This window comes from Salinibacterium sp. NYA9b (assembly GCF_976973725.1).
In genome coordinates this window covers 884,937-903,245 of record NZ_OZ333476.1, presented here as the reverse complement: position 1 = coordinate 903,245, position 18,309 = coordinate 884,937, and the positions used below count along the sequence as shown (strand labels likewise).

Here is an 18,309-nt window from a genome sequence, read left to right as displayed (position 1 = left end):
GCTATTCCTGAGGCGAACGCTTACGGATGGCGGTCACGGCCTGCTGAGCAGCGCGACGGACCTCAATGTCTTCGTCTTTTACGAGCTCGGAGATCGTCTCAACGACATCGAGCGAACCGACCGTCCCGAGGGCGCGAGCTGCCGACGCGCGAACGCGGGCAGTGTCGTCCGTCAGGAGCGCCACAAGCTGCTCGCGAGCGTCGAGTCGACGAGTAGCAACAACACGCGTCGCCATCTCGCGCACACGCCACGCTTGGTTACTGAGAGCGGCGCGTACGGCATCCGCAGCACTGTCGTTCCAGGCGTGCAGTAGCGCGCGCGTTCCCCACAGCTCAGGCCAGTAGAGCACCGGAGCGCCGTCGAGGATGCCCTGAGCATGTTCGCCACCGACAATCAGCAGGAACTCTTTGCCCTCGTTGTTGCCCTCGATAAGAGAGACGGCACGTTCGACAATGACGGCTTCGCCATGGCGTTCGCTCGCGGCCGTAATGCGGGCTGCGATGGGGAGTTCAAGATCTACTGCGTGGGGATCATCATGTTCAGACACGCCTCAACCCTACGTTGTTGCGCCCGACGCCGAGACCGCAGCGCACATACTCGCCGACGATCGGCAGGCGACGACTAGTTGCCAAGCAGCTGAGTGCGCACGATCGGCATGATCGCGGCGAATGCCTGAGCACGGTGACTGAGCGCATCCTTCTGGTCAGAGGTGAGGTCGGCGGATGTTCCCGGCTGGCCATCCGGACAGAAAATCGGGTCGTAGCCGAACCCTTCAGTTCCGCTCCGCTCGGTTGCGACAGTGCCCGGCCAGAGTGCGAGCTCCACGAACTCGTGAACCTCTGCTGTGGAGGCACCAGAAGCGTCGGCTGTGCCAGCAACACCGGCCGGCACCACGAACGCTGCCGCACACGCGAACTGGGCGGCGCGGTCATCCCTGCCAACCATGTTGGCCAGCAGAAGTTCAAGGTTGTCGACGTCGTTGCGGGTTCCCGCATACCGAGCCGAGTGGATGCCGGGGGCACCGCCCAGCGCATCAACACAGATTCCGGAATCGTCTGCGAGCGCCGGCAGCCCGGTGTGGGCAGCGGCGGCCCGCGCTTTGATCAGCGCGTTGGCTTGGAACGTGTCGCCGTCTTCAACCGGCTCAGGGCCGTCGTAGGCGACGAGCTCGAGGCCGTCGAGCGCTGGGCCAAGGATGCGGCGCAGCTCAGCAACTTTGTGAGCGTTGTGGGTGGCGAGAACGATGCGCACGACTACGCGCCAGTGAGGGTGGTGCTGCTCTGGCCGAGAGTGGCAGCTTGAATCGCGGTGAGCTGCGTGCCGCCCGCGAGAGCGAGGTCGAGCAGCGAGTCGAGTTCGTTACGGTCGAAGGGTGCGCCTTCGGCGGTGCCCTGAACTTCAACGAAGAGACCGCGACCGGTGACAACAACGTTCATGTCGGTCTCGGCACGGACGTCTTCGACGTAGGCGAGGTCGAGCATCGGCTCACCGTCGATGATTCCGACGCTCACTGCGGCGAGCGAATCGAAGAGAGCCTTCGAGTTCTTGCCGATGAACTTCTTCTCACGGCCCCACTCGATGGCGTCAGCGAGCGCGATGTACGCACCCGTGATCGCTGCCGTGCGGGTTCCGCCGTCGGCCTGAAGAACGTCGCAGTCGATCACGATTGTGTTTTCGCCGAGCGCCTTCATGTCAACGACAGCGCGAAGGCTGCGGCCAATGAGGCGCGAGATTTCGTGGGTGCGTCCGCCGACCTTGCCCTTGACGGCTTCGCGGTCCATGCGGCTGTTCGTGCTGCGGGGAAGCATCGAGTACTCGGCCGTAACCCAGCCTTTGCCCTTGCCTGCCATCCAGCGCGGAACACCATTGGTGAAGGATGCCGTGCACAGCACCTTGGTCTTACCGAACGAGATTAGTGCTGAACCCTCAGCCTGGTCGCTCCATCCACGCTCAATTGTTACTTCGCGCAGTTCGTTGTTTTCGCGGCCATCGTGACGGGTCATGTTTCTACTCTCTATCGGTCTATCGGTCTATCGGTCTATCGGTGAAGTCTGGTGGTCGTAAGCGGTGGGTGCTCGCTAGGAAAGCGGTGGCAGGCTGATCGCGCCGGTCTCAAAAGTTTCGACGCTCACAATGTTTGGTCCCATGAAACGGGAGGCCAGACTGGTGAAGCCCTGTTTGTCTGGGCCTGTCGCTTCGAAGGCATGACGAGCGGGTGCCGTGGATTCGCGCAGCAAGTTGTGAGCGACGAGAGTGCTGTATACGTCGTAGGCGGTTTCTTCCGCACTCGAGACGAGTGTGACATCCCGCCCCATCACATACTGAATCGCCGCCGAAATGTGTGGGTAGTGCGTGCAGCCGAGCACGAGAGTGTCGATCTCGGCAGCCTTGAGCGGCGCCAAATACTCTTCGGCAACAGCAAGAACTTCTGGCCCGGTTGTGATGCCGGCTTCTACGAACTCGACGAAACGGGGGCAGGCCTGCGTGAACAATTCGATGCCGGATGCCGCAGCAAAGGCATCCTCGTAGGCCCGCGACTTGATCGTGCCCTCGGTGCCAATCACTCCGACGCGACCATTGCGGGTCTGACGCACTGCCGCCCTCGTAGCGGGCTGGATCACTTCGACCACTTCGATGCCGTACGCCTCGGTGTACCGCTCGCGGGCATCCCGCAGCATTGCAGCGGAGGCCGTGTTGCAGGCAATCACGAGCAACTTCACGCCGTCGTCAACGAGGCGGTCCATTACTTCGAGCGAATAGCGACGCACATCGGCAATCGGCTTGGGGCCGTACGGCGAGTGCAGAGTGTCGCCCACATACAGAATCGATTCGTGCGGCAACTGGTCAATGATCGCTCGGGCTACGGTGAGGCCACCGACTCCAGAGTCGAAAACGCCAATAGGTGCATCAGTCACGTCTTCAATCGTAGTGGTGGATGCCCGCACACTCCCCGACAGCGTTGAAGGACTGTCGCGTACTCTGGTCGGGTGAGTACCGCTCTGCTAACAGACCAATACGAGCTGACCATGCTCGACGCCGCTATCGGCAGTGGCCGCCACGAACGCCAGTGTGTGTTCGAAGTGTTTGCCCGCCGCCTTCCCGACAGCCGCCGCTACGGCGTTGTTGCCGGAACCGGACGCCTTCTCGAACTCATCGAACAGTTCCGCTTCGGCGACGACGAGCTTGGGTTCCTTTCGCGCAACGCGATCGTGAGCCCCACCACGATCGATTGGCTCGCCAACTATCGTTTCACCGGCGATATCAGTGGTTACCGGGAGGGTGACGCCTACTTCCCGGGCTCCCCCGTGCTCACCGTTGAGGGCTCCTTCGCCGAAGCTGTGCTGCTGGAGACACTCGCGTTAAGCGTGCTGAACTACGATTCCGCTGTCGCCTCCGCTGCTGCGCGCATGGTGTCTGCCGCCGACGGGCGACCCATCGCAGAGATGGGATCACGCCGCACTGGAGAACGCTCTGCCGTGGCATCCGCTCGCGCCGCCTACATCGCCGGCTTCAGCGCAACGAGCAACCTTGAGGCAGGGCGCAGTTGGGGCGTGCCCACGATGGGAACCGCAGCGCACTCGTTCACGCTGCTGCACGACTCCGAAGAAGAAGCATTCCAAGCGCAGGTCGACGCCCTCGGGCCTTCGACAACCCTCCTGGTCGACACGTACGACGTCGAGACTGCGGTCGAGCTGGCCGTGAAGGTCGCCGGAACCGGATTGGGCGCTGTGCGCATCGACTCTGGTGACCTTGCCGTTCAAGTCGCTGCCGTTCGAGCCCAACTGGACTCGCTGGGAGCAACGAAAACACGCATCACCGTGACGAACGACCTCGACGAACACGCGATCGCAGCGTTGCGCGCCGCCCCTGTCGACTCATTCGGCGTGGGCACTTCCGTGGTCACCGGTTCAGGTTTTCCCGCCGCCGGCATGGTCTACAAACTTGTCGCACACCACAACGATGCGGGCGAATGGGTATCCGTCGCCAAGAAGTCGACGGCGAAGGCCACCATTGGCGGTCACAAGGCGGCGGTGCGCGCTCTCGACAATGGCGTCGCATCCATGGAACTTATCTATCAAGAGTCCGAAGGACGCCCGGATGTCGAGGGCCGAGACCTCAACGTTCCGCTCATGACCGCGGGCATTGCCGATCACCAGTGGGTCGGTGATGGCGGCACGCTTGCTGCCCGCGATCACTGCGAAACGGCCATGTCAGAACTGCCGCAAACCGCGTTCCGGTTGTCGCGCGGAGAACCTGTACTGCCCACGGTCTACCGCTAGGGCTGTGTGCCGAGCGAAAAAGCTTGAGCGTTAGCCCTTCATCTTTTCGTAGACCTCTTTGCAGGTCGGGCAGATGGGAAACTTTTCGGGGTCGCGGCCTGGGGTCCAGAGTTTTCCGCACAGGGCACGAATCGGCTTGCCCGAGAGCGCCGATTCCATGATCTTGTTTTTGGGTGCGTAGTGCGAGAAGCGCTCGTGGTCGCCCTCTTCAACCTGCTCTTGGTTGAGCAGTTCTTCGAGTTCGCGGTCGAGCGTGTCGGTTCCGCCGCCAGTGCTATCGGTGTCAGCCATGGATCGATTCTACTTCCGTCGCCGTAAGCCATTGTCTTTGCTTCCGCAAAGGTGGCTTGGGATGTGCTGGATCAGTTCTGTGAGGAGAGCGCGAGCAGTTCGGGGCCGCGGCGGACCATGATTCGCCCGCCCCCGTACACGCCGATGAGGAGCACGACAAGACCGAGGGCTACACCCACGATGAATGCTGCCCACTGTGGTTGCAGGTCGGTGAAGGGGTTGAAGAAGACAACGCCCAACACGGGCAATCCGAACAGCACGGTGATCGCGAAGGTAAACGATTGCACCGTAGCCGCATTCGATACGAGCGCTTGGGGCTGAATGAACGCACCGTGGCCGGGCAGCGGTGCCGCGTAGGGGAATGCTGCGGAGCTGATGCTGGAAACGCCGAGTCCTGCGAAGAGCAAGCAGAGGCTGAGGCCGATGAGCCCAGGCAGCGCTTCTCCATTGCCGACAATGACAACAGTGAGGATGCTGCCGACGACGGCGAGCGGGATGCCCACGAGCAAGTTGGGCACGATGCGCCCCCACCGGTCATCGGAGCCACGGGTGTGGGCCGAGACGTGGGTCCAGAGTGCGGTGTTGTCGTGAGCAACATCGTTGTGGGCACTCCAGCCGAGGAAGAGGCACATGACGGGCACGGGGATCCACGCGATCACGTCGGCTCCGATGCCGCCGACGAGAAGAGCGGCAACCATTCCGATGGGGATGATGGGGATGGCGGCGAGTGCGACAAAATATCGTGCATCCCGAGCCCAGTAGCTGAGGCTTCGTGCCGCGATGGCGCCCAGTGGCGTTGACGGCATGAGGCGGAACCAGCCGAGGCCCGAACGGTACGTTTCGACGGCGCTGCGCTCAGGGCGAGAGAGCACGTAGCCCAAGAGGAAGTACCAGCAGGCTGCGAGAACAGCCAAAAAGCCGACCGCGATCGCGAGCTTGCCCACAACGTCGCTGCTGTCTCCGGCTGCTGCGGAGGCCGGCGCGCTAAATGCGACGCCGAGGGGCGTCCATTCCATCACCGCGGCAACCCGGCGAATCACGGGCAACACTTGGGATTGGTAGTCGGCGAGAGCGAGCATGACGGCGATGGGCAGTGAGGCAACCACGAGAGCAATCGCGACAATGCCGAAGCCTTCCCGCAAACGCCGGGTGCTCAAGTAGCGGGCCGCGATGAGGCTGGCGAGTCGAGCTCCGACAATGGCCGTGACGAATACGACGATTCCCGACAGCACGGCGATAAGGGCGGATGCGAGGCTTGCCGACCACGCGATGACTTGCGCCACGGCGAGCCCGGCCAGCATCACCGTGGGGATACTGACGGCACCGGCGAGCAGCAGAAGCAGCGCGAGGCGGATGCGGGTGACGGGGAGGTAGGAGAATCTGCGCGGGTCGAGTGCGTCATCCGCGTTCCACCCGAGGGGCATCACGAGAAAGCCGAGCAGAACGGCGGAGCCGAAGACGACGAGTGTGGCTCCCGCAACTTCGGGGGTGGTGTTGCGCAGGTCGGCAACGGCGAGGATGGCCATCACGAATAGGACGGCGCTGTAGATCAGCACCAGTCCCATGGCGGATGCTACGAGCGGTCCTCGGCGAAACGCGTTCGCCAGGATGGTTAGTCTCAGTCGGAGAAACTGCTCAACCACTCGAGCCCTCCCCCACTGGAATTTTTGCCGGTCAACTGCACGAAGCGGTCTTCGAGCGACATTCCATTGCGCACTTCGTCGATGGTGCCGTCGGCGAGCAGTCGTCCTTCGACGATGACGGCAACGTGGCTGCAGACGCGTTGAACGAGTTCCATGCGGTGGCTGGAGAGCAGCACGGTGCCGCCGGCATCGACATACTGCTTGAGGATGCGGGTGACGGTTGCCGCCGAAACGGGGTCAACCGATTCGAAGGGTTCGTCGAGCACGAGTAGGCGCGGCGAGTGGATCATGGCTGCGGCGAGCGCGACCTTCTTGAGCATCCCGGACGAGTAGTCGCTTACGAGGCGGCCCATGACGTCGTCGAGGCCGAAGGCGGTGGCGAGGTCAGCGGAGCGCTTGCGCACTTCGGTGGCGTCGAGTCCGCGCAGCACTCCCGAGTAGTAGAGCAGTTGCGAACCCGTGAGGCGGTCGAAAATGCGCAGGCGGTCGGGCAGTACGCCGATGGAGCGCTTGGCGACTTCTGGTGACGCCCACACGTCGACTCCGTTGACGGTGGCACTTCCCGAGTCGGGGCGCAGCAGACCGGTGATCATGGAGAGCGTTGTGGTTTTACCGGCGCCGTTGGGGCCAACAATTCCGTAGAACACTCCCGCGCGCACGCTCAAACGAATGTCATCAACCGCGACAGTGTCGCCGAAGCCCTTCGACAATCCGCTGACTTCCAATACGACGTCGCTGGATGTCGCTTCAAGTCCGTGGCCCACAGTGGCGTCGACCGCAACCAGGGCGTCGCTCGCGGCCGCAGGTTCTAGCTCAGGTTCTGTTGTGGTTTCGTCGGTGGGTTCCGCCTCGGCTGCTGCCGCGCGTTCCGGCGCGGGAGCCGTCGTTGCCGCCACCGCGGTTTCGGACTCAGGTTCTGCGTCGTCGCCAGCGGCGCTCGTGGTCGCTGCCTCAGCTGTGTCGGCGACGAAGTCGGATTCGGACTCGGCAGCGCGATCAGCGTCAGCGTCAGCGTCAGCGTCAGCGTCAGCGAGCTTCTGGTCTTCAGTAGTTTCAGCGTCAGCGTTCTCGCCATCAGCCTTCAGCGCTTCGGCTTCCGCAGCAGCTTCCTCAGCCTCAGCCTTGTCAGCGGCGACCCGCTCTGCCTCGACACGTTCGGCTTCAGCCTTCTCGGCTTCGGCACGCTCTGCTTCGACCCGCTCGGCTTCACGCTTGTCGTCTTCTGCCTTCTCAGCTGCGGCCTTGTCAGCGGCAGCCTTCTCGGCGAGCGCCTTTTTCTCGGCCGCTTCCGCTGCGGGCGCAGCGAACTGCGATGCAAGAGCACGCAGGCGTGCGAGTCCAGCGAGTACGGCATCCGGCTTCTCTGCGGGTTCTACGGCCGCGGGCTCCGCGTCGTCCTCCGCGTCAGAGTCGCTCTCAGCGTCAGAATCGTCCTCCGCGTCAGAGTCGCTCTCAGCGTCAGAATCGTCCTTCGCGTCGGCGTCGCTCTTCGCGTCACTAGTGGTGTCATCCGCAGCTGCCGGTTCTGCAGCAACGTCAGCGGTGGCGCCCGGGGCGCGCGAATCGGCAACGACACTCGCGTCGGCCTTGTCAGCATCCGTCGTGACCTCGGTGCTCTCAGCGATTACAAGATCGTCAACGAGCGCCTCAACGTCGACCGCTCCAACAGCATCCGAGTCGGGGGCAGCCGTCTCCGACGCAGCAGGCTTCGGCACGGTCGGCTTGGGTGCGGTGGGTTTCGGTGCGGTCGGCTTAGGCGCCGTCGAGCCCCGGGCCGCTTGGCTCGTCGTTGCGGCAGCGCTAGCGGCACCAGTCTTGGCGACACCACTCTTGGCGGCACTGGGCTTGGCGGCACTGGGCTTGGCGGCACTGGGCTTGGCGGCACTTGGCTTCGCTGCACCACTCTTTGCGGCACTCGACTTGGCTGCGCCGGGTTTCGCAGCAGCACGCTTCGTTGCGGTTGGAGTCGGCTTCGCGGCAGTCGACTTGCTCGCGGCGCTCTTCACCGTCGTCGGCGACGGTTTCGGAGCGGTCGGCGACTCACCGGCAGACGCATCAACATTTGACGCATCTACGTTTGACGCATCAACGTTTGCGGCAGCACTACTTGTAGTGCTGGCCGGCGTCTTGCGAGCGGCGGGCTTCTTGGCGGCGGGCTTACGAGTAGCAGGAGTTGTTGGCTTAGCGATAGACGATTTTGCTTGAGAACCACGGGCCGTAGCCGGCTTCCGGGTGCTGCTCGCGGGCTTCGTTACCGGCGTTTCAACAGACTTCGTGCCCTCGTCGGGTGTTTGGGCGTTTTCCACTGTCCAAACCTACCAATCAGATGCGCAGAGAATGAGCCTGCATCACAAATAGGCAACAACCCTCCAAAATCTATGGAGTTCTCGGCCGACACAGTTAGCCTGACTATCGCACAAAGGTGTGTCGTTTTTTCCAATCTCGGGTTAACAGTAGGTAAATCATGAACCTTGAACCCGAGCCCCAGAACTACTGAGGAGACCACCATGACTACACAGGTCGTAATTTTAGCTGCCGGAATGGGCAGCCGTTTGGGCCGCTCGTTGCCGAAGCCGCTTACTGAGCTCAGCGATGGCCGCACCATCATGCAGCAGCAGTTCGACAACATCCGTCACGCTTTCGGCAACAATGCCAAGGTCACGATCGTTGTCGGCTACAAGCTTGAGCACATCATCGAAGCATTCCCTGAGGCATCGTTCGTCTACAACGAGCAGTATGACCAGACCAACACCTCCAAGAGCCTCATGCGTGCACTGCAGGCATCCGCTCCTGGTGGAGTTCTCTGGATGAACGGCGACGTTGTCTTCGACCCGACCGCTCTTGAGCGTGCCGCGGCCATGGTTGCTCGCGACCAGTCCTTCGTCAGCGTCAACACCGCGAAGGTCTCTGACGAAGAAGTCAAGTACACGACCGACGCTGAGGGCTACATCAAGGAACTCTCCAAGACCGTCAAGGGCGGACTGGGCGAGGCCGTTGGCATCAACTACATTTCGCGTGACGCCAAAGCAACTCTCGTGCGTCACCTCAAGAAGGTCGGCGACCAGGACTACTTCGAACGCGGCATTGAGCTCGCCATCGAAGAAGACCGCCTGCTCATCGAGCCCGTCGACATTTCTGACCTGTACGCCATCGAGGTGGACTTCGCTGAAGACCTCGAGCGTGCCAACCTCTTCGTCTAACGAGACATCTGGCTCAAGTGAGCCTCCCAGCTTTTGCCCGTTTCGCACTCAGTGCGAGGCGGGCATTGCTGCTTAAAGTGAAGAATCGCTCACACAACTGCGAATGAGTGCGGCTGATTGTCGAATTGCCCGTTTACTATAGGGGCGTGGCGAACACAGCACTGGAGCGACCTGCATGGTCTCCCCTCACCCGATACCGCCGCACTCTCTGGTTGCTCACCATGCGCGACCTCCGCGTGCGGTATTCCACCTCAGCCCTCGGCTACGTGTGGTCCGTTCTCGACCCTCTGGTCATGGCGGGCATTTACTGGTTCGTTTTCACTCAGGTCTTCGACAAGGCTGTGGGCGAGCAGCCCTACATCGTGTTCCTGCTCAGCGCTCTGCTGCCCTGGATGTGGTTCAACGGTGCAGTATCGGATGCCACGCGTGCCTACCTGCGTGAGGCCAAGCTCATCCGGTCCACCAAAATCCCTCGCACGATCTGGGTTGCCCGGCTCGTGCTCTCTAAGGGGATCGAGTTCATCGCGAGCCTGCCAGTGCTCGCCTTCTTCGCTATCGCGAGCGGTGCCGTGCTGCACTGGGAGGCAATCTACTTCGTGCTTGGCGTGCTGCTGCAGGCGGTACTCACGATCGGCGTTGGCCTGATTGTGGCGCCACTGGTGGTGTTCTTCCGCGACCTTGAGCGAGCAACCAAGCTCGCGCTGCGCTTTCTGTTTTATGCCTCGCCCATCATTTACGGCATCCCCGATTTGGAGAAGCTTGGCCTCGACGGTCTCGCCGCGTTCAATCCGCTCGCCGGAATTTTTTCGCTGTATCGTGCCGCGTTCTTCCCTGAGCAACTCGATTGGTATGCCGTGATCATTGGAGCTCTCATGAGCCTGATCCTCGTCGCTGTCGGAATCCTTGTCTTCACGCGCACCGAGCGTGCCGTGCTGAAAGAGATCTAATGGGCGACAACTACGTCATTCGGGTTGACGACGCCGGCATCCGGTTCCGCCTCAACCGCCGCTCACGCCGCAGCTTCAAAGACCTCTTTGCTGGCCGCAAGCGCCGCGCACGCTCTGACGAGTTCTGGGCGCTGCGCAACGTCAGTTTCGATGTCACCGCTGGTGAAGCAATTGGTGTTGTTGGCCGCAACGGTCAGGGCAAGTCCACGCTACTCAAGCTCGTGGCCGAAGTCATGCTCGCCGACGAAGGCACCGTGCACGTTGGTGAGGGCGTCGCCCCGCTCATCGAAATCACGGGTGGATTCGTTGACGACTTGAGCGTGCGCGACAACGTGTACCTCACGGCAGGCCTGCACGGCATGACCAAGCGCGAGATCAACGAACGCTTCGACGAGATCATCGAGTTCGCCGAAATCGAACGTTTTATCGATACGCCCTACAAGCATCTTTCGAGCGGGATGCGCGTGCGCATTGCTTTCGCCGTGATCTCGCGCCTCGAGGAACCCATCATTTTGGTGGATGAAGTTCTCGCCGTTGGCGACAAGGCATTCCGCGAGAAGTGTTACCGCCGCATCGAGGAACTCTTGAAGGGCGGCCGCACGCTCTTCTTCGTCTCCCACAACGAACGAGACCTACGCCGCTTCTGCACGCGAGGCCTCTACCTCGACAAGGGTGAGCTCGTGCTCGACGGGCCGATCAACGATGTGCTCGCGCGCTATAACGAGGACTACGGCGCCTAACCGTCCAACGACGCACCAACGTCACGGTTGCTCAACGGCTGCCCAACTCTCGGAGTGCCGTCAGAGTCCTCCGGTACGGTTAAAACTATGGCTAAGAGCGAAGTGAGCACCTCACACCCCATGGTGGTGCGCGGAATCGACCGAGTACTCACCGTGCAGCGTCCCGTCGTGTTGGCCCATATCCGCAGCATCCGTCGCAGCAAGCCGCACGCGACTCCGGATGAGATTATTGCCGTTCTGGAGCGCCGCTATCTGGCCGCCGTCACCACCGGTGGCGCCCTCGTAGGCGCAAGTGCCGCCATCCCCGCCGTCGGCACGGGAACCTCGCTCGCGCTCTCGAGCGTTGAGACGGCCGGGTTCCTTGAGGCCAGCGCGCTCTTTGCTCAATCGGTCACTGAAGTGCACGGCATCGTCGTTGATGACCCCGACCGCGCACGCGCGCTCGTTATGACGATGGTGCTCGGCACCGCCGGCAGCGACCTCGTAAAACAACTGGCCGCTCAAGCAAGCGGCACGGGCGCCGCGCGCTCGGCGTACTGGGGCGAAACCCTCGCCAAGGGCCTGCCAACCACGCTCATGGGTCCGATTGCTGACCGCATCAAGCACACCTTCCTCAAACGGTATGCTGCAGCCCAAGGTACCAACATCGTGGGTCGCCTGATGCCCTTCGGTATCGGCGCCGTGATCGGCGGTGGCGGAAACAACATTCTGGGCCGTCAGATTATCCGCACAGCCCGCCAAGGCTTCGGGCCAGCACCGGCAACCCTGCCATCCTGGCTTGAGCCCGTAATTGCGCTGCCGAAAGCGCCCAAGACGCCCAAAGTGCGCGGCGAGCGCAAGAAGCTACCGGCGCTGCCCAAATTGCCGCAATTGCCGCAGCGACGCAAGCGCCAAGGATGGGTCGAGCTCGAGAGCGACGACCAGCCCTAGATCAGCTACTCGTTAGACGTCGGCTCATCATCGTCATCCTCGAAAGGATCCGCTTCGCTCGACGGTCGATCGCCAATGTGCAACTGGGCGTGGCGATGCCACAGGGCGATCAACGTTTCAATGGCTGCGTGGAAGCGAGCAGTCGCAGCGCCAGGAGTCGTGTCACCGAAGTGACGCTCAGCCCAATAACCAAGGCGTTCCTTCGCCTCAGTGTCGAACTGCACGCGCTGGGCGATCGAAAGGATGTCGCCAGCCTGGTCGGCGCGTAACCACTCGCACGCTCCAAGGTAGCCACCCTCATCGATGTCAGCGTGCTCCGAGAGCGGACGCGTGACGATGAGCGGTTTGCCGGTGGCGAGCCGGTCATAGACCATCGCCGAAACGTCAGTGATGGCGACATCCGCTGCAACAAGCTGCCAGCCCATCTCTTTGCCGTCGTCGTAGATGTGCTGCACTGATGGGTCAGTTTCGTTCGCTTCAGCAATCGCAGCAATGATCGCGATGTTGGCTCGCTTGTATTCAGGGTCGACAACACCACTGCGGGGGTGCGGGCGATAAATCAGGCGGTGCTTGTCGCTCGCGAGAACCGCGTTCGTCAAAGCAACGCCGTGACTGGCGATGGAACCGTAGGCGGCAGCATCGCGGTCGCCCTCCCAAGTGGGGGCGTAGAGCACAACGGTGCGGTCGTCGGGAGCGTAGGGCAATTCTCCGGCGAAATGGTCGGCCTGCGGACGCCCGATCGGGATTGCCTTCTTGGCGACATCGAAATCCCAGAGCTTGTAGCTCAAACGATCGAGCGCGGCATCCCCGGCCACAAGACTGAAGTCGTAAGCCTTGAACTGGTTCGTCGTCATGTACATCTTGTCGCTCTCACCATGGTTGATGAAAACGTGCCACATGTGGCCGTACCGGAACATCTGGAAGTTTTTGGCGTTCTGGTTGACGTAGAAGATGATCTTCAACGGCTGCTCGGCCACAAACTGCTCAAGCTCAGATACTCGACGCAAATAGACGGTTGGTACCGGCGCTTCATCCCACAACGCCAGCACTGAACTCGGTGACCGCGAAATGATCGCTACCGGAAAGCTCTTCGAGAGTTCGGCTAGCGGGGCATACCACTGGCGCATTTGGTAAAGATTGACCTTGGTATCAGCGAAGTAAACCGCGATGCTCACCGAACCAGGAACGGGTAGCGGATGCTCGGCTATGAGGTTCGCTACTCGACGCCGATTGCGGCGCGAACGCAACATAGAGCGCACCACCTTGCGTGCGGTTATGAAGTCTTTCAGTAGCGCCATGATCACAATCAAATCATCGGAGGGTCAATAGAACACCTCACCCGCCGCTCCGTTATCGAGCCGATGCTGATCCAGCGGCAGGTAGTTGGACCGCGCTTTCGATAGTACCTGCCCTCCCCTCGGAGGCCCCTACCCGGCGAGACCGCTGGGAACCGCAGGATTTTGGGGATTATAGAGGTACGATTGATAGAATGACCGATTCTGATTCAACCGCACCGTCTGATACCACCGAGACCGCGATCACTTTCTCCGACCTCGCTCTCAGCGATGCGGTACTGAAAGCGGTTCGCGACATTGGCTACGAGACGCCTTCGGCTATCCAAGCAGCCACTATTCCTACTCTTCTGGAGGGGCGCGACGTAGTCGGCCTCGCCCAGACCGGCACGGGAAAAACTGCAGCGTTCGCGCTGCCGATTCTCTCGCGCCTCGACGTTTCCCAGAGCAAGCCTCAGGCACTCGTGCTCTCCCCCACCCGCGAACTCGCGTTGCAGGTGTGTGAGGCATTCGAGAAGTACGCCACTCACATGCGCGGCGTGCACGTGCTCCCCGTTTACGGTGGGCAGGCCTACGGCGTTCAGCTGTCGGCACTGCGCCGCGGTGTTCACGTTGTTGTCGGTACTCCCGGCCGCATCATGGACCACCTCGCCAAGGGCACGCTCGACCTTTCCGAGCTCAAGTACCTCGTTCTCGATGAGGCCGACGAAATGCTCAAGATGGGTTTCGCCGAAGATGTTGAGACGATCCTCGCTGACACCCCTGACGACAAACAGGTTGCACTCTTCTCGGCCACGATGCCGGCGCAAATCCGCCGCATCTCCAAGAAGTACCTGAACAACGCCGAAGAAATCACGGTCAAGTCGCAGACCACCACCTCGGCAAACACGAGCCAGCGTTACCTCGTTGTCTCGTACCCGCAGAAGGTCGATGCGCTCACCCGCATCCTCGAGGTCGAAAACTTCGAAGGAATGATCGTCTTCGTTCGCACGAAGAGCGAAACCGAAAACTTGGCTGAGAAGCTGCGCGCCCGTGGTTACTCGGCCGCCGCCATCAGCGGTGACGTGGCTCAGGCCCAGCGTGAGCGCACCGTCAACCAGCTCAAGTCGGGCAAGCTCGACATCCTCGTAGCAACAGACGTTGCAGCTCGTGGACTCGACGTTGACCGCATCAGCCACGTCGTGAACTTCGACATCCCCGTTGACACCGAGTCGTACGTGCACCGCATTGGTCGCACAGGTCGCGCCGGTCGCAGTGGTTCGGCGATCAGCTTCGTCACTCCTCGCGAGCGTCGACTGCTGACTGCCATCGAGAAGGCAACACGCCAGCCGCTCACTCAGATGCAGCTTCCTTCGGTTGAAGACGTCAACTCCACGCGACTCACTCGCTTCGATGACGCCATCACTGAAGCACTCAACCAGCAGCCTCGCATTTCGGCCTTCCGCGACATCATTGCTCACTACGTTGAGCACCACGATATTCCTGAGGCGGATGTTGCTGCCGCTCTTGCCGTTGTAGCCCAGGGCGAGACTCCCCTGTTGCTGTCGGCAGAAGAGGAACGCGCCCAGCGCTTCATCGAGCGCGACGACCGCAAGGCACGCACCGATCGCCCCGAGCGTGGCGGAGAACGCGGCGGAGATCGTGGCGACCGCCCCGAGCGTCGCCCCCGTTCGACCAAGCCGATGGCTGCCTACCGCATAGAGGTCGGCAAGCGTCACCGCGTTGAACCCCGCCAGATCGTTGGCGCTCTCGCCAACGAGGGTGGCCTCAGCCGCGACGACTTCGGTCACATTCAGATTCGTCCGGACTTCTCGCTCGTCGAGTTGCCCGCCGACATGTCGAAAGATGTGTTGGAGCGACTGCGCGACACTCGCATCAGCGGCAAGCTGATCGAGATCGCTCCCGACCGCAAGGCAAACGGCGGCGGAGCGCGAGGCGGAGACGGCAAGTACCCCAGCCGCGATCGCTCATTCGAGGGTGGCGCTCGCGCTAACCGCGAACGTGAAGAATCACGTGGCTACAACAACCGCGATTCTGCGCCCCGGAACGATGCCGGTCGCGACAACACATCGCGTGACAGTGGCAACCGTTACGAAGATCGTCCGACGCGCAAGCCTCGTACCAAGTACTAAATTCACACCGACGAACGGCGTTCTGCGAAAGCGGGGCGCCGTTCGTTCGTTAACGCGAGAGGGTCGCTCTAGATCACTGGAGGGCGCCCGGCACGCGCCATCCGCACCACGGTCGCCCAGCCCATGCTTCGGCGACCACCCGGGTTCTCTCGCCAGCCCGCAAACCAGCCGCCCCACCAGGCACGCATGCCCACCGGGTTGCGGGCTGAGCGCAGAACTTGGATAGCCGTCCAGCTGGCAACATAGATCGGCACCAACAGCACCGGCAGGTTGCGCTTGGCCAACCACACGCGGTTGCGGGCATTGAGGCGGTAGTAGTAGCTGTGACGAGCCGGATCGATTGCCGGATGATTCGCCACCAAGTTGCCGGCGTACCAAGCGCGTTTGCCGGCACCCCACACTCGCCACGCGAGCTCTATGCCTTCGTGGGCATAGAAGTAGGGGTCGCCCCACCCACCGATCTCGTCGAAGAGCGGACGCGGCATCAATACAGCGCCCTCCCACACGGAAAACACATCACTCGGATGCCGTGGGTCGCCCTTGCGAATGCGCGGAATCCAGCGGCGTGGGTTCTCTTTGCCCTCGGCATCCTCTACGCGCGGCTGCAGCAGTCCAATGCTCGGATCAGCCTGCATGAGCGCCACAGCGTCGCTGAGGAACGTCGGAGATGGGATGCTGGCGTCGTCGTCGAGAAAGAAGATCCAGTCACCCTGCACGTGCTCGACACCGCGATTGCGGCCCGCGGGGATGCCCAGGTTGGCCTCGAGGTGAAGACCGCGGACGGCATCCGGAAGCCCGGTGGGGTTCCAGCCATTGCCGACCACGATGATGTCGAGTTCAACGCTTTGCTGCGCCTGCAGCGAGGCAAGGCCGCGCGCGAGGTCGTCGGGGCGCTTTCCCTGACTGAGGGAAACAACGCCGATGCGGTGGGTCATGAGCGAACGCGCTTGGACGCCATGATGGCCACAAAGTGACCGGCGAGTGCGAGAAGTGCGAGCGGCAGCAGAATGAGCAGCACAGTGCGCTCTGCGGCGAGTGCGGGCACGAAGAGTGCGACGATCGCCGTTGCGAACGCGATCATCGTGAGCTCAACCGAGTGGTACAGGCGATGGAAAGGTACGAAGCGAGCAAGGCGACGGAGTTTCGCCACGACGCTATGGCTCGGCACCGCCTCACCCTTGCGGTCGCTGAGTTTGTCGAGGCCGGCATTGGCTCGAGCAACGTGCACCATGTCATTGAGAGCCTTGTTCAGCACGATGATGAGGGCAAGAGCGAAACCGGCAGTGGTCCACGCGAAGTCGGCGGGGAAGTCGAGCGGCCAGCCCGCAGCGCGGAGGCCGAGGGCAATCGGGATGAGCGCTTCTGTGCTGTAGTGCCCGACCTTGTCGAGGAATACCCCTGCTGGCGAACGCGTGTTGCGCCAGCGAGCAACTTCACCATCGCTGCAGTCAACGAGCATCTGCAGTTGGCCGAGGAAGAGGGCGAGAGCAGCACCGGTCATGCCGGGGATGAGCAACGCGGCGGCCGTGAGCCAGCCGGTGAGGATCATGAGCCCGGTGACACCGTTAGCGCTGATGGACGTCTTGAGGAGCATCCACGTCAGGTAGGGGGAAATGTCGCGCAGGTAGAGCGATGCCGTCCAGTGTTCAGCATTGGCTCGCAGGCGCACCTCTGGCGGTTGCGTTACTTCGCGCAGTTGGGCGATGCTTTCGGGGCGCGTAGCGGGCTGCGGTGGTGTGTGAGGAGACACGGTATTACCTTCCCGTATGCGCTGTGATGTTCTTGGTGAGTTTCAGGAATCCGAGAATGAACCCGCTGCCCCAGCCAAAGTGGATACAGGGAAGCACGATCAGATACCAAAGACCTGATCGTAGCCCGTCTTTCGCCGCGGCAACAGCAGCCGCAGCAATGACGAAGAGTGCGTAGATCGCGGGCGCAGCGTAGGCGACGGCCAGCCAGCCGGTGCCGGTGCTGCTCGCAACAATTCCGAGGATGAGCCCGACTACGGTGCCGACAACAGCCAACGGTGGCACGAAATAGCGCAGCGAATTTGCCGTTCCAAAGCGGCGAGCGAGCTCACCGCGCCAAATGCCGGTGGCAACGAACTGTCGAATAAGGGTGCGCAGGTTGGACCGCGGCCGGTAGACGACTTCAAGTTCGGGCGTGAACCAGACGGTGCCGCCGGTAGCGCGCAAACGGCGGTTCAGCTCCCAGTCTTGGCCGCGCTTAATGTCTTCGTCAAAGAGTCCGACCTCAACGAGACGTTCACGCTGGAAGACGCCAAGGTAAGCGGTATCAGCTGGGCCCTCTTTGCCGCCCGTGTGATGCTGGGTGCCACCGAGACCTTCAGGCGACCCGTAGGCGTGAGCGACAGCCCGTTCGAAAGGCGTGCGGCCTTGAGCTTTCATGATGCCGCCAACGTTGTCGGCACCGGTGCGTTCAAGAGTGTCAACCGCGACGCGGGTGTAGTTGGCCGGCAACACGGAGTGCGCATCGACACGAACCACGATCGGATACGTGGAAGCGCGGATAGCAGCGTTGAGCCCGCCGGGAGTGGAACCAAGTTCGTTGGTGATGTGACGGATGCGCGGATCAACCCGCGCCATTTCGTCGATGACGGCATTGGTGCCATCGATGCTCGGACCCAGCGCGAGCACGATCTCGAAGGGACCCTCATAGTCTTGGGCTGTGAGGCTGTCGACGGCTGCCTCAATGTGTTCAACTTCGTTGAGTACGGGCATCACGTACGACACACCAGTGAGGGCTTGAGCCTTCTTTGCCATGGGTTCCAATACGTCGGGCCGGGTTGTCGGTCGAGCTTATCGCGTAGGGCGCGAATTGCAGCGGTTACACA

Annotated in this window: 17 protein-coding genes; 6 read left to right on the top strand and 11 right to left on the bottom strand. The window is 61.9% G+C overall.

The features are described from left to right. Window position 1: 1 nt before the first annotated feature. The 4 genes from ACWFSR_RS04290 to murI all read right to left on the bottom strand — a co-directional run bounded on the left by ACWFSR_RS04290 (window position 2) and on the right by murI (window position 2,915). Entirely contained in the window at window positions 2-547 is a 546-nt protein-coding gene (locus tag ACWFSR_RS04290) for a HEAT repeat domain-containing protein (protein WP_197107285.1), read from the bottom strand. 74 nt (window positions 548-621) lie between these two features. Beyond that, window positions 622-1,251, bottom strand: coding sequence for an RdgB/HAM1 family non-canonical purine NTP pyrophosphatase (gene rdgB / locus ACWFSR_RS04285; RefSeq protein ID WP_447523144.1), 630 nt, complete (start codon window positions 1,249-1,251; stop codon window positions 622-624). Between the two features lie 2 nt (window positions 1,252-1,253). Further along, window positions 1,254-2,003, bottom strand: a complete 750-nt coding sequence (gene rph, locus ACWFSR_RS04280; protein ID WP_447523143.1) for a ribonuclease PH — start codon at window positions 2,001-2,003, stop codon at window positions 1,254-1,256. A 75-nt stretch (window positions 2,004-2,078) separates the two neighbouring features. Beyond that, entirely contained in the window at window positions 2,079-2,915 is an 837-nt protein-coding gene (gene murI / locus ACWFSR_RS04275) for a glutamate racemase (RefSeq protein ID WP_197110229.1), read from the bottom strand. A 111-nt stretch (window positions 2,916-3,026) separates the two neighbouring features. On the opposite strand from murI, the gene ACWFSR_RS04270 reads away from it, so the two are divergent. Next, a complete protein-coding gene (locus tag ACWFSR_RS04270; RefSeq protein ID WP_197110549.1) occupies window positions 3,027-4,280 on the top strand; it encodes a nicotinate phosphoribosyltransferase in 1,254 nt (417 codons plus the stop codon). Between the two features lie 30 nt (window positions 4,281-4,310). Here ACWFSR_RS04270 and ACWFSR_RS04265 read toward each other — a convergent pair whose 3' ends face one another. From ACWFSR_RS04265 to ACWFSR_RS04255, 3 genes are all read right to left on the bottom strand, one after another. Then, a complete protein-coding gene (locus tag ACWFSR_RS04265) occupies window positions 4,311-4,571 on the bottom strand; it encodes a DUF3039 domain-containing protein (RefSeq protein ID WP_197107289.1) in 261 nt (86 codons plus the stop codon). A 71-nt stretch (window positions 4,572-4,642) separates the two neighbouring features. Further along, on the bottom strand, window positions 4,643-6,136 hold the full coding sequence (locus ACWFSR_RS04260) for a hypothetical protein (protein ID WP_197107290.1): 1,494 nt from the start codon (window positions 6,134-6,136) through the stop codon (window positions 4,643-4,645). Window positions 6,137-6,189: 53 nt separating this feature from the next. Beyond that, on the bottom strand, window positions 6,190-8,520 hold the full coding sequence (locus tag ACWFSR_RS04255) for an ATP-binding cassette domain-containing protein (protein ID WP_447523142.1): 2,331 nt from the start codon (window positions 8,518-8,520) through the stop codon (window positions 6,190-6,192). A gap of 201 nt (window positions 8,521-8,721) precedes the next feature. Between ACWFSR_RS04255 and ACWFSR_RS04250 the strand changes: the two genes are divergently transcribed. From ACWFSR_RS04250 to ACWFSR_RS04235, 4 genes are all read left to right on the top strand, one after another. Further along, window positions 8,722-9,414, top strand: coding sequence for a phosphocholine cytidylyltransferase family protein (locus tag ACWFSR_RS04250; protein WP_197107291.1), 693 nt, complete (start codon window positions 8,722-8,724; stop codon window positions 9,412-9,414). A 146-nt stretch (window positions 9,415-9,560) separates the two neighbouring features. Next, window positions 9,561-10,361: an ABC transporter permease gene (locus ACWFSR_RS04245; protein WP_307783908.1), complete on the top strand. Its 801-nt coding sequence runs from the start codon at window positions 9,561-9,563 to the stop codon at window positions 10,359-10,361. After that, on the top strand, window positions 10,361-11,101 hold the full coding sequence (locus ACWFSR_RS04240) for an ABC transporter ATP-binding protein (RefSeq protein WP_197107292.1): 741 nt from the start codon (window positions 10,361-10,363) through the stop codon (window positions 11,099-11,101). The genes ACWFSR_RS04245 and ACWFSR_RS04240 overlap by 1 nt, the downstream gene beginning before the upstream one ends. An 87-nt stretch (window positions 11,102-11,188) precedes the next feature. Then, on the top strand, window positions 11,189-12,031 hold the full coding sequence (locus ACWFSR_RS04235; protein ID WP_231600019.1) for a hypothetical protein: 843 nt from the start codon (window positions 11,189-11,191) through the stop codon (window positions 12,029-12,031). A 5-nt stretch (window positions 12,032-12,036) separates the two neighbouring features. Here ACWFSR_RS04235 and ACWFSR_RS04230 read toward each other — a convergent pair whose 3' ends face one another. Beyond that, complete coding sequence (locus ACWFSR_RS04230; protein WP_197110230.1) at window positions 12,037-13,329, bottom strand: CDP-glycerol glycerophosphotransferase family protein; 1,293 nt, start codon at window positions 13,327-13,329, stop codon at window positions 12,037-12,039. Window positions 13,330-13,520: 191 nt separating this feature from the next. Here ACWFSR_RS04230 and ACWFSR_RS04225 point away from each other — a divergent pair, with 191 nt between their 5' ends. After that, window positions 13,521-15,455, top strand: a complete 1,935-nt coding sequence (locus ACWFSR_RS04225) for a DEAD/DEAH box helicase (protein ID WP_197107294.1) — start codon at window positions 13,521-13,523, stop codon at window positions 15,453-15,455. Between the two features lie 68 nt (window positions 15,456-15,523). Here the strand turns inward: ACWFSR_RS04225 and ACWFSR_RS04220 are convergent, their stop codons facing one another. The 3 genes from ACWFSR_RS04220 to ACWFSR_RS04210 are packed head-to-tail and all read right to left on the bottom strand — an operon-like array spanning window position 15,524 to window position 18,238. Next, a complete protein-coding gene (locus ACWFSR_RS04220) occupies window positions 15,524-16,390 on the bottom strand; it encodes a glycosyltransferase family 2 protein (protein ID WP_447523141.1) in 867 nt (288 codons plus the stop codon). Continuing rightward, the gene (locus ACWFSR_RS04215) at window positions 16,387-17,205 is read right to left on the bottom strand and encodes a CDP-alcohol phosphatidyltransferase family protein (RefSeq protein ID WP_447523140.1); all 819 of its coding nucleotides are present in this window, start codon (window positions 17,203-17,205) and stop codon (window positions 16,387-16,389) included. The genes ACWFSR_RS04220 and ACWFSR_RS04215 overlap by 4 nt, the downstream gene beginning before the upstream one ends. 4 nt (window positions 17,206-17,209) lie before the next feature. Beyond that, the gene (locus ACWFSR_RS04210; protein WP_447523139.1) at window positions 17,210-18,238 is read right to left on the bottom strand and encodes a glycosyltransferase family 2 protein; all 1,029 of its coding nucleotides are present in this window, start codon (window positions 18,236-18,238) and stop codon (window positions 17,210-17,212) included. Between the last annotated feature and the right edge of the window lie 71 nt (window positions 18,239-18,309).

What these genes read in the sequence shown, in the direction of transcription:
- ACWFSR_RS04250 (WP_197107291.1), top strand. Translation starts at nt 8,722, where the DNA reads ATGACTACACAGGTCGTAATTTTAGCTGCCGGAATGGGCAGCCGTTTG.
- ACWFSR_RS04210 (WP_447523139.1), bottom strand. Translation starts at nt 18,238, where the DNA reads ATGGCAAAGAAGGCTCAAGCCCTCACTGGTGTGTCGTACGTGATGCCC.
- ACWFSR_RS04270 (WP_197110549.1), top strand. Translation starts at nt 3,027, where the DNA reads ATGCTCGACGCCGCTATCGGCAGTGGCCGCCACGAACGCCAGTGTGTG.
- ACWFSR_RS04225 (WP_197107294.1), top strand. Translation starts at nt 13,521, where the DNA reads ATGACCGATTCTGATTCAACCGCACCGTCTGATACCACCGAGACCGCG.
- ACWFSR_RS04230 (WP_197110230.1), bottom strand. Translation starts at nt 13,329, where the DNA reads ATGGCGCTACTGAAAGACTTCATAACCGCACGCAAGGTGGTGCGCTCT.
- ACWFSR_RS04265 (WP_197107289.1), bottom strand. Translation starts at nt 4,571, where the DNA reads ATGGCTGACACCGATAGCACTGGCGGCGGAACCGACACGCTCGACCGC.
- ACWFSR_RS04260 (WP_197107290.1), bottom strand. Translation starts at nt 6,136, where the DNA reads ATGGGACTGGTGCTGATCTACAGCGCCGTCCTATTCGTGATGGCCATC.
- ACWFSR_RS04220 (WP_447523141.1), bottom strand. Translation starts at nt 16,390, where the DNA reads ATGACCCACCGCATCGGCGTTGTTTCCCTCAGTCAGGGAAAGCGCCCC.
- ACWFSR_RS04235 (WP_231600019.1), top strand. Translation starts at nt 11,189, where the DNA reads ATGGCTAAGAGCGAAGTGAGCACCTCACACCCCATGGTGGTGCGCGGA.
- rph (WP_447523143.1), bottom strand. Translation starts at nt 2,003, where the DNA reads ATGACCCGTCACGATGGCCGCGAAAACAACGAACTGCGCGAAGTAACA.
- ACWFSR_RS04240 (WP_197107292.1), top strand. Translation starts at nt 10,361, where the DNA reads ATGGGCGACAACTACGTCATTCGGGTTGACGACGCCGGCATCCGGTTC.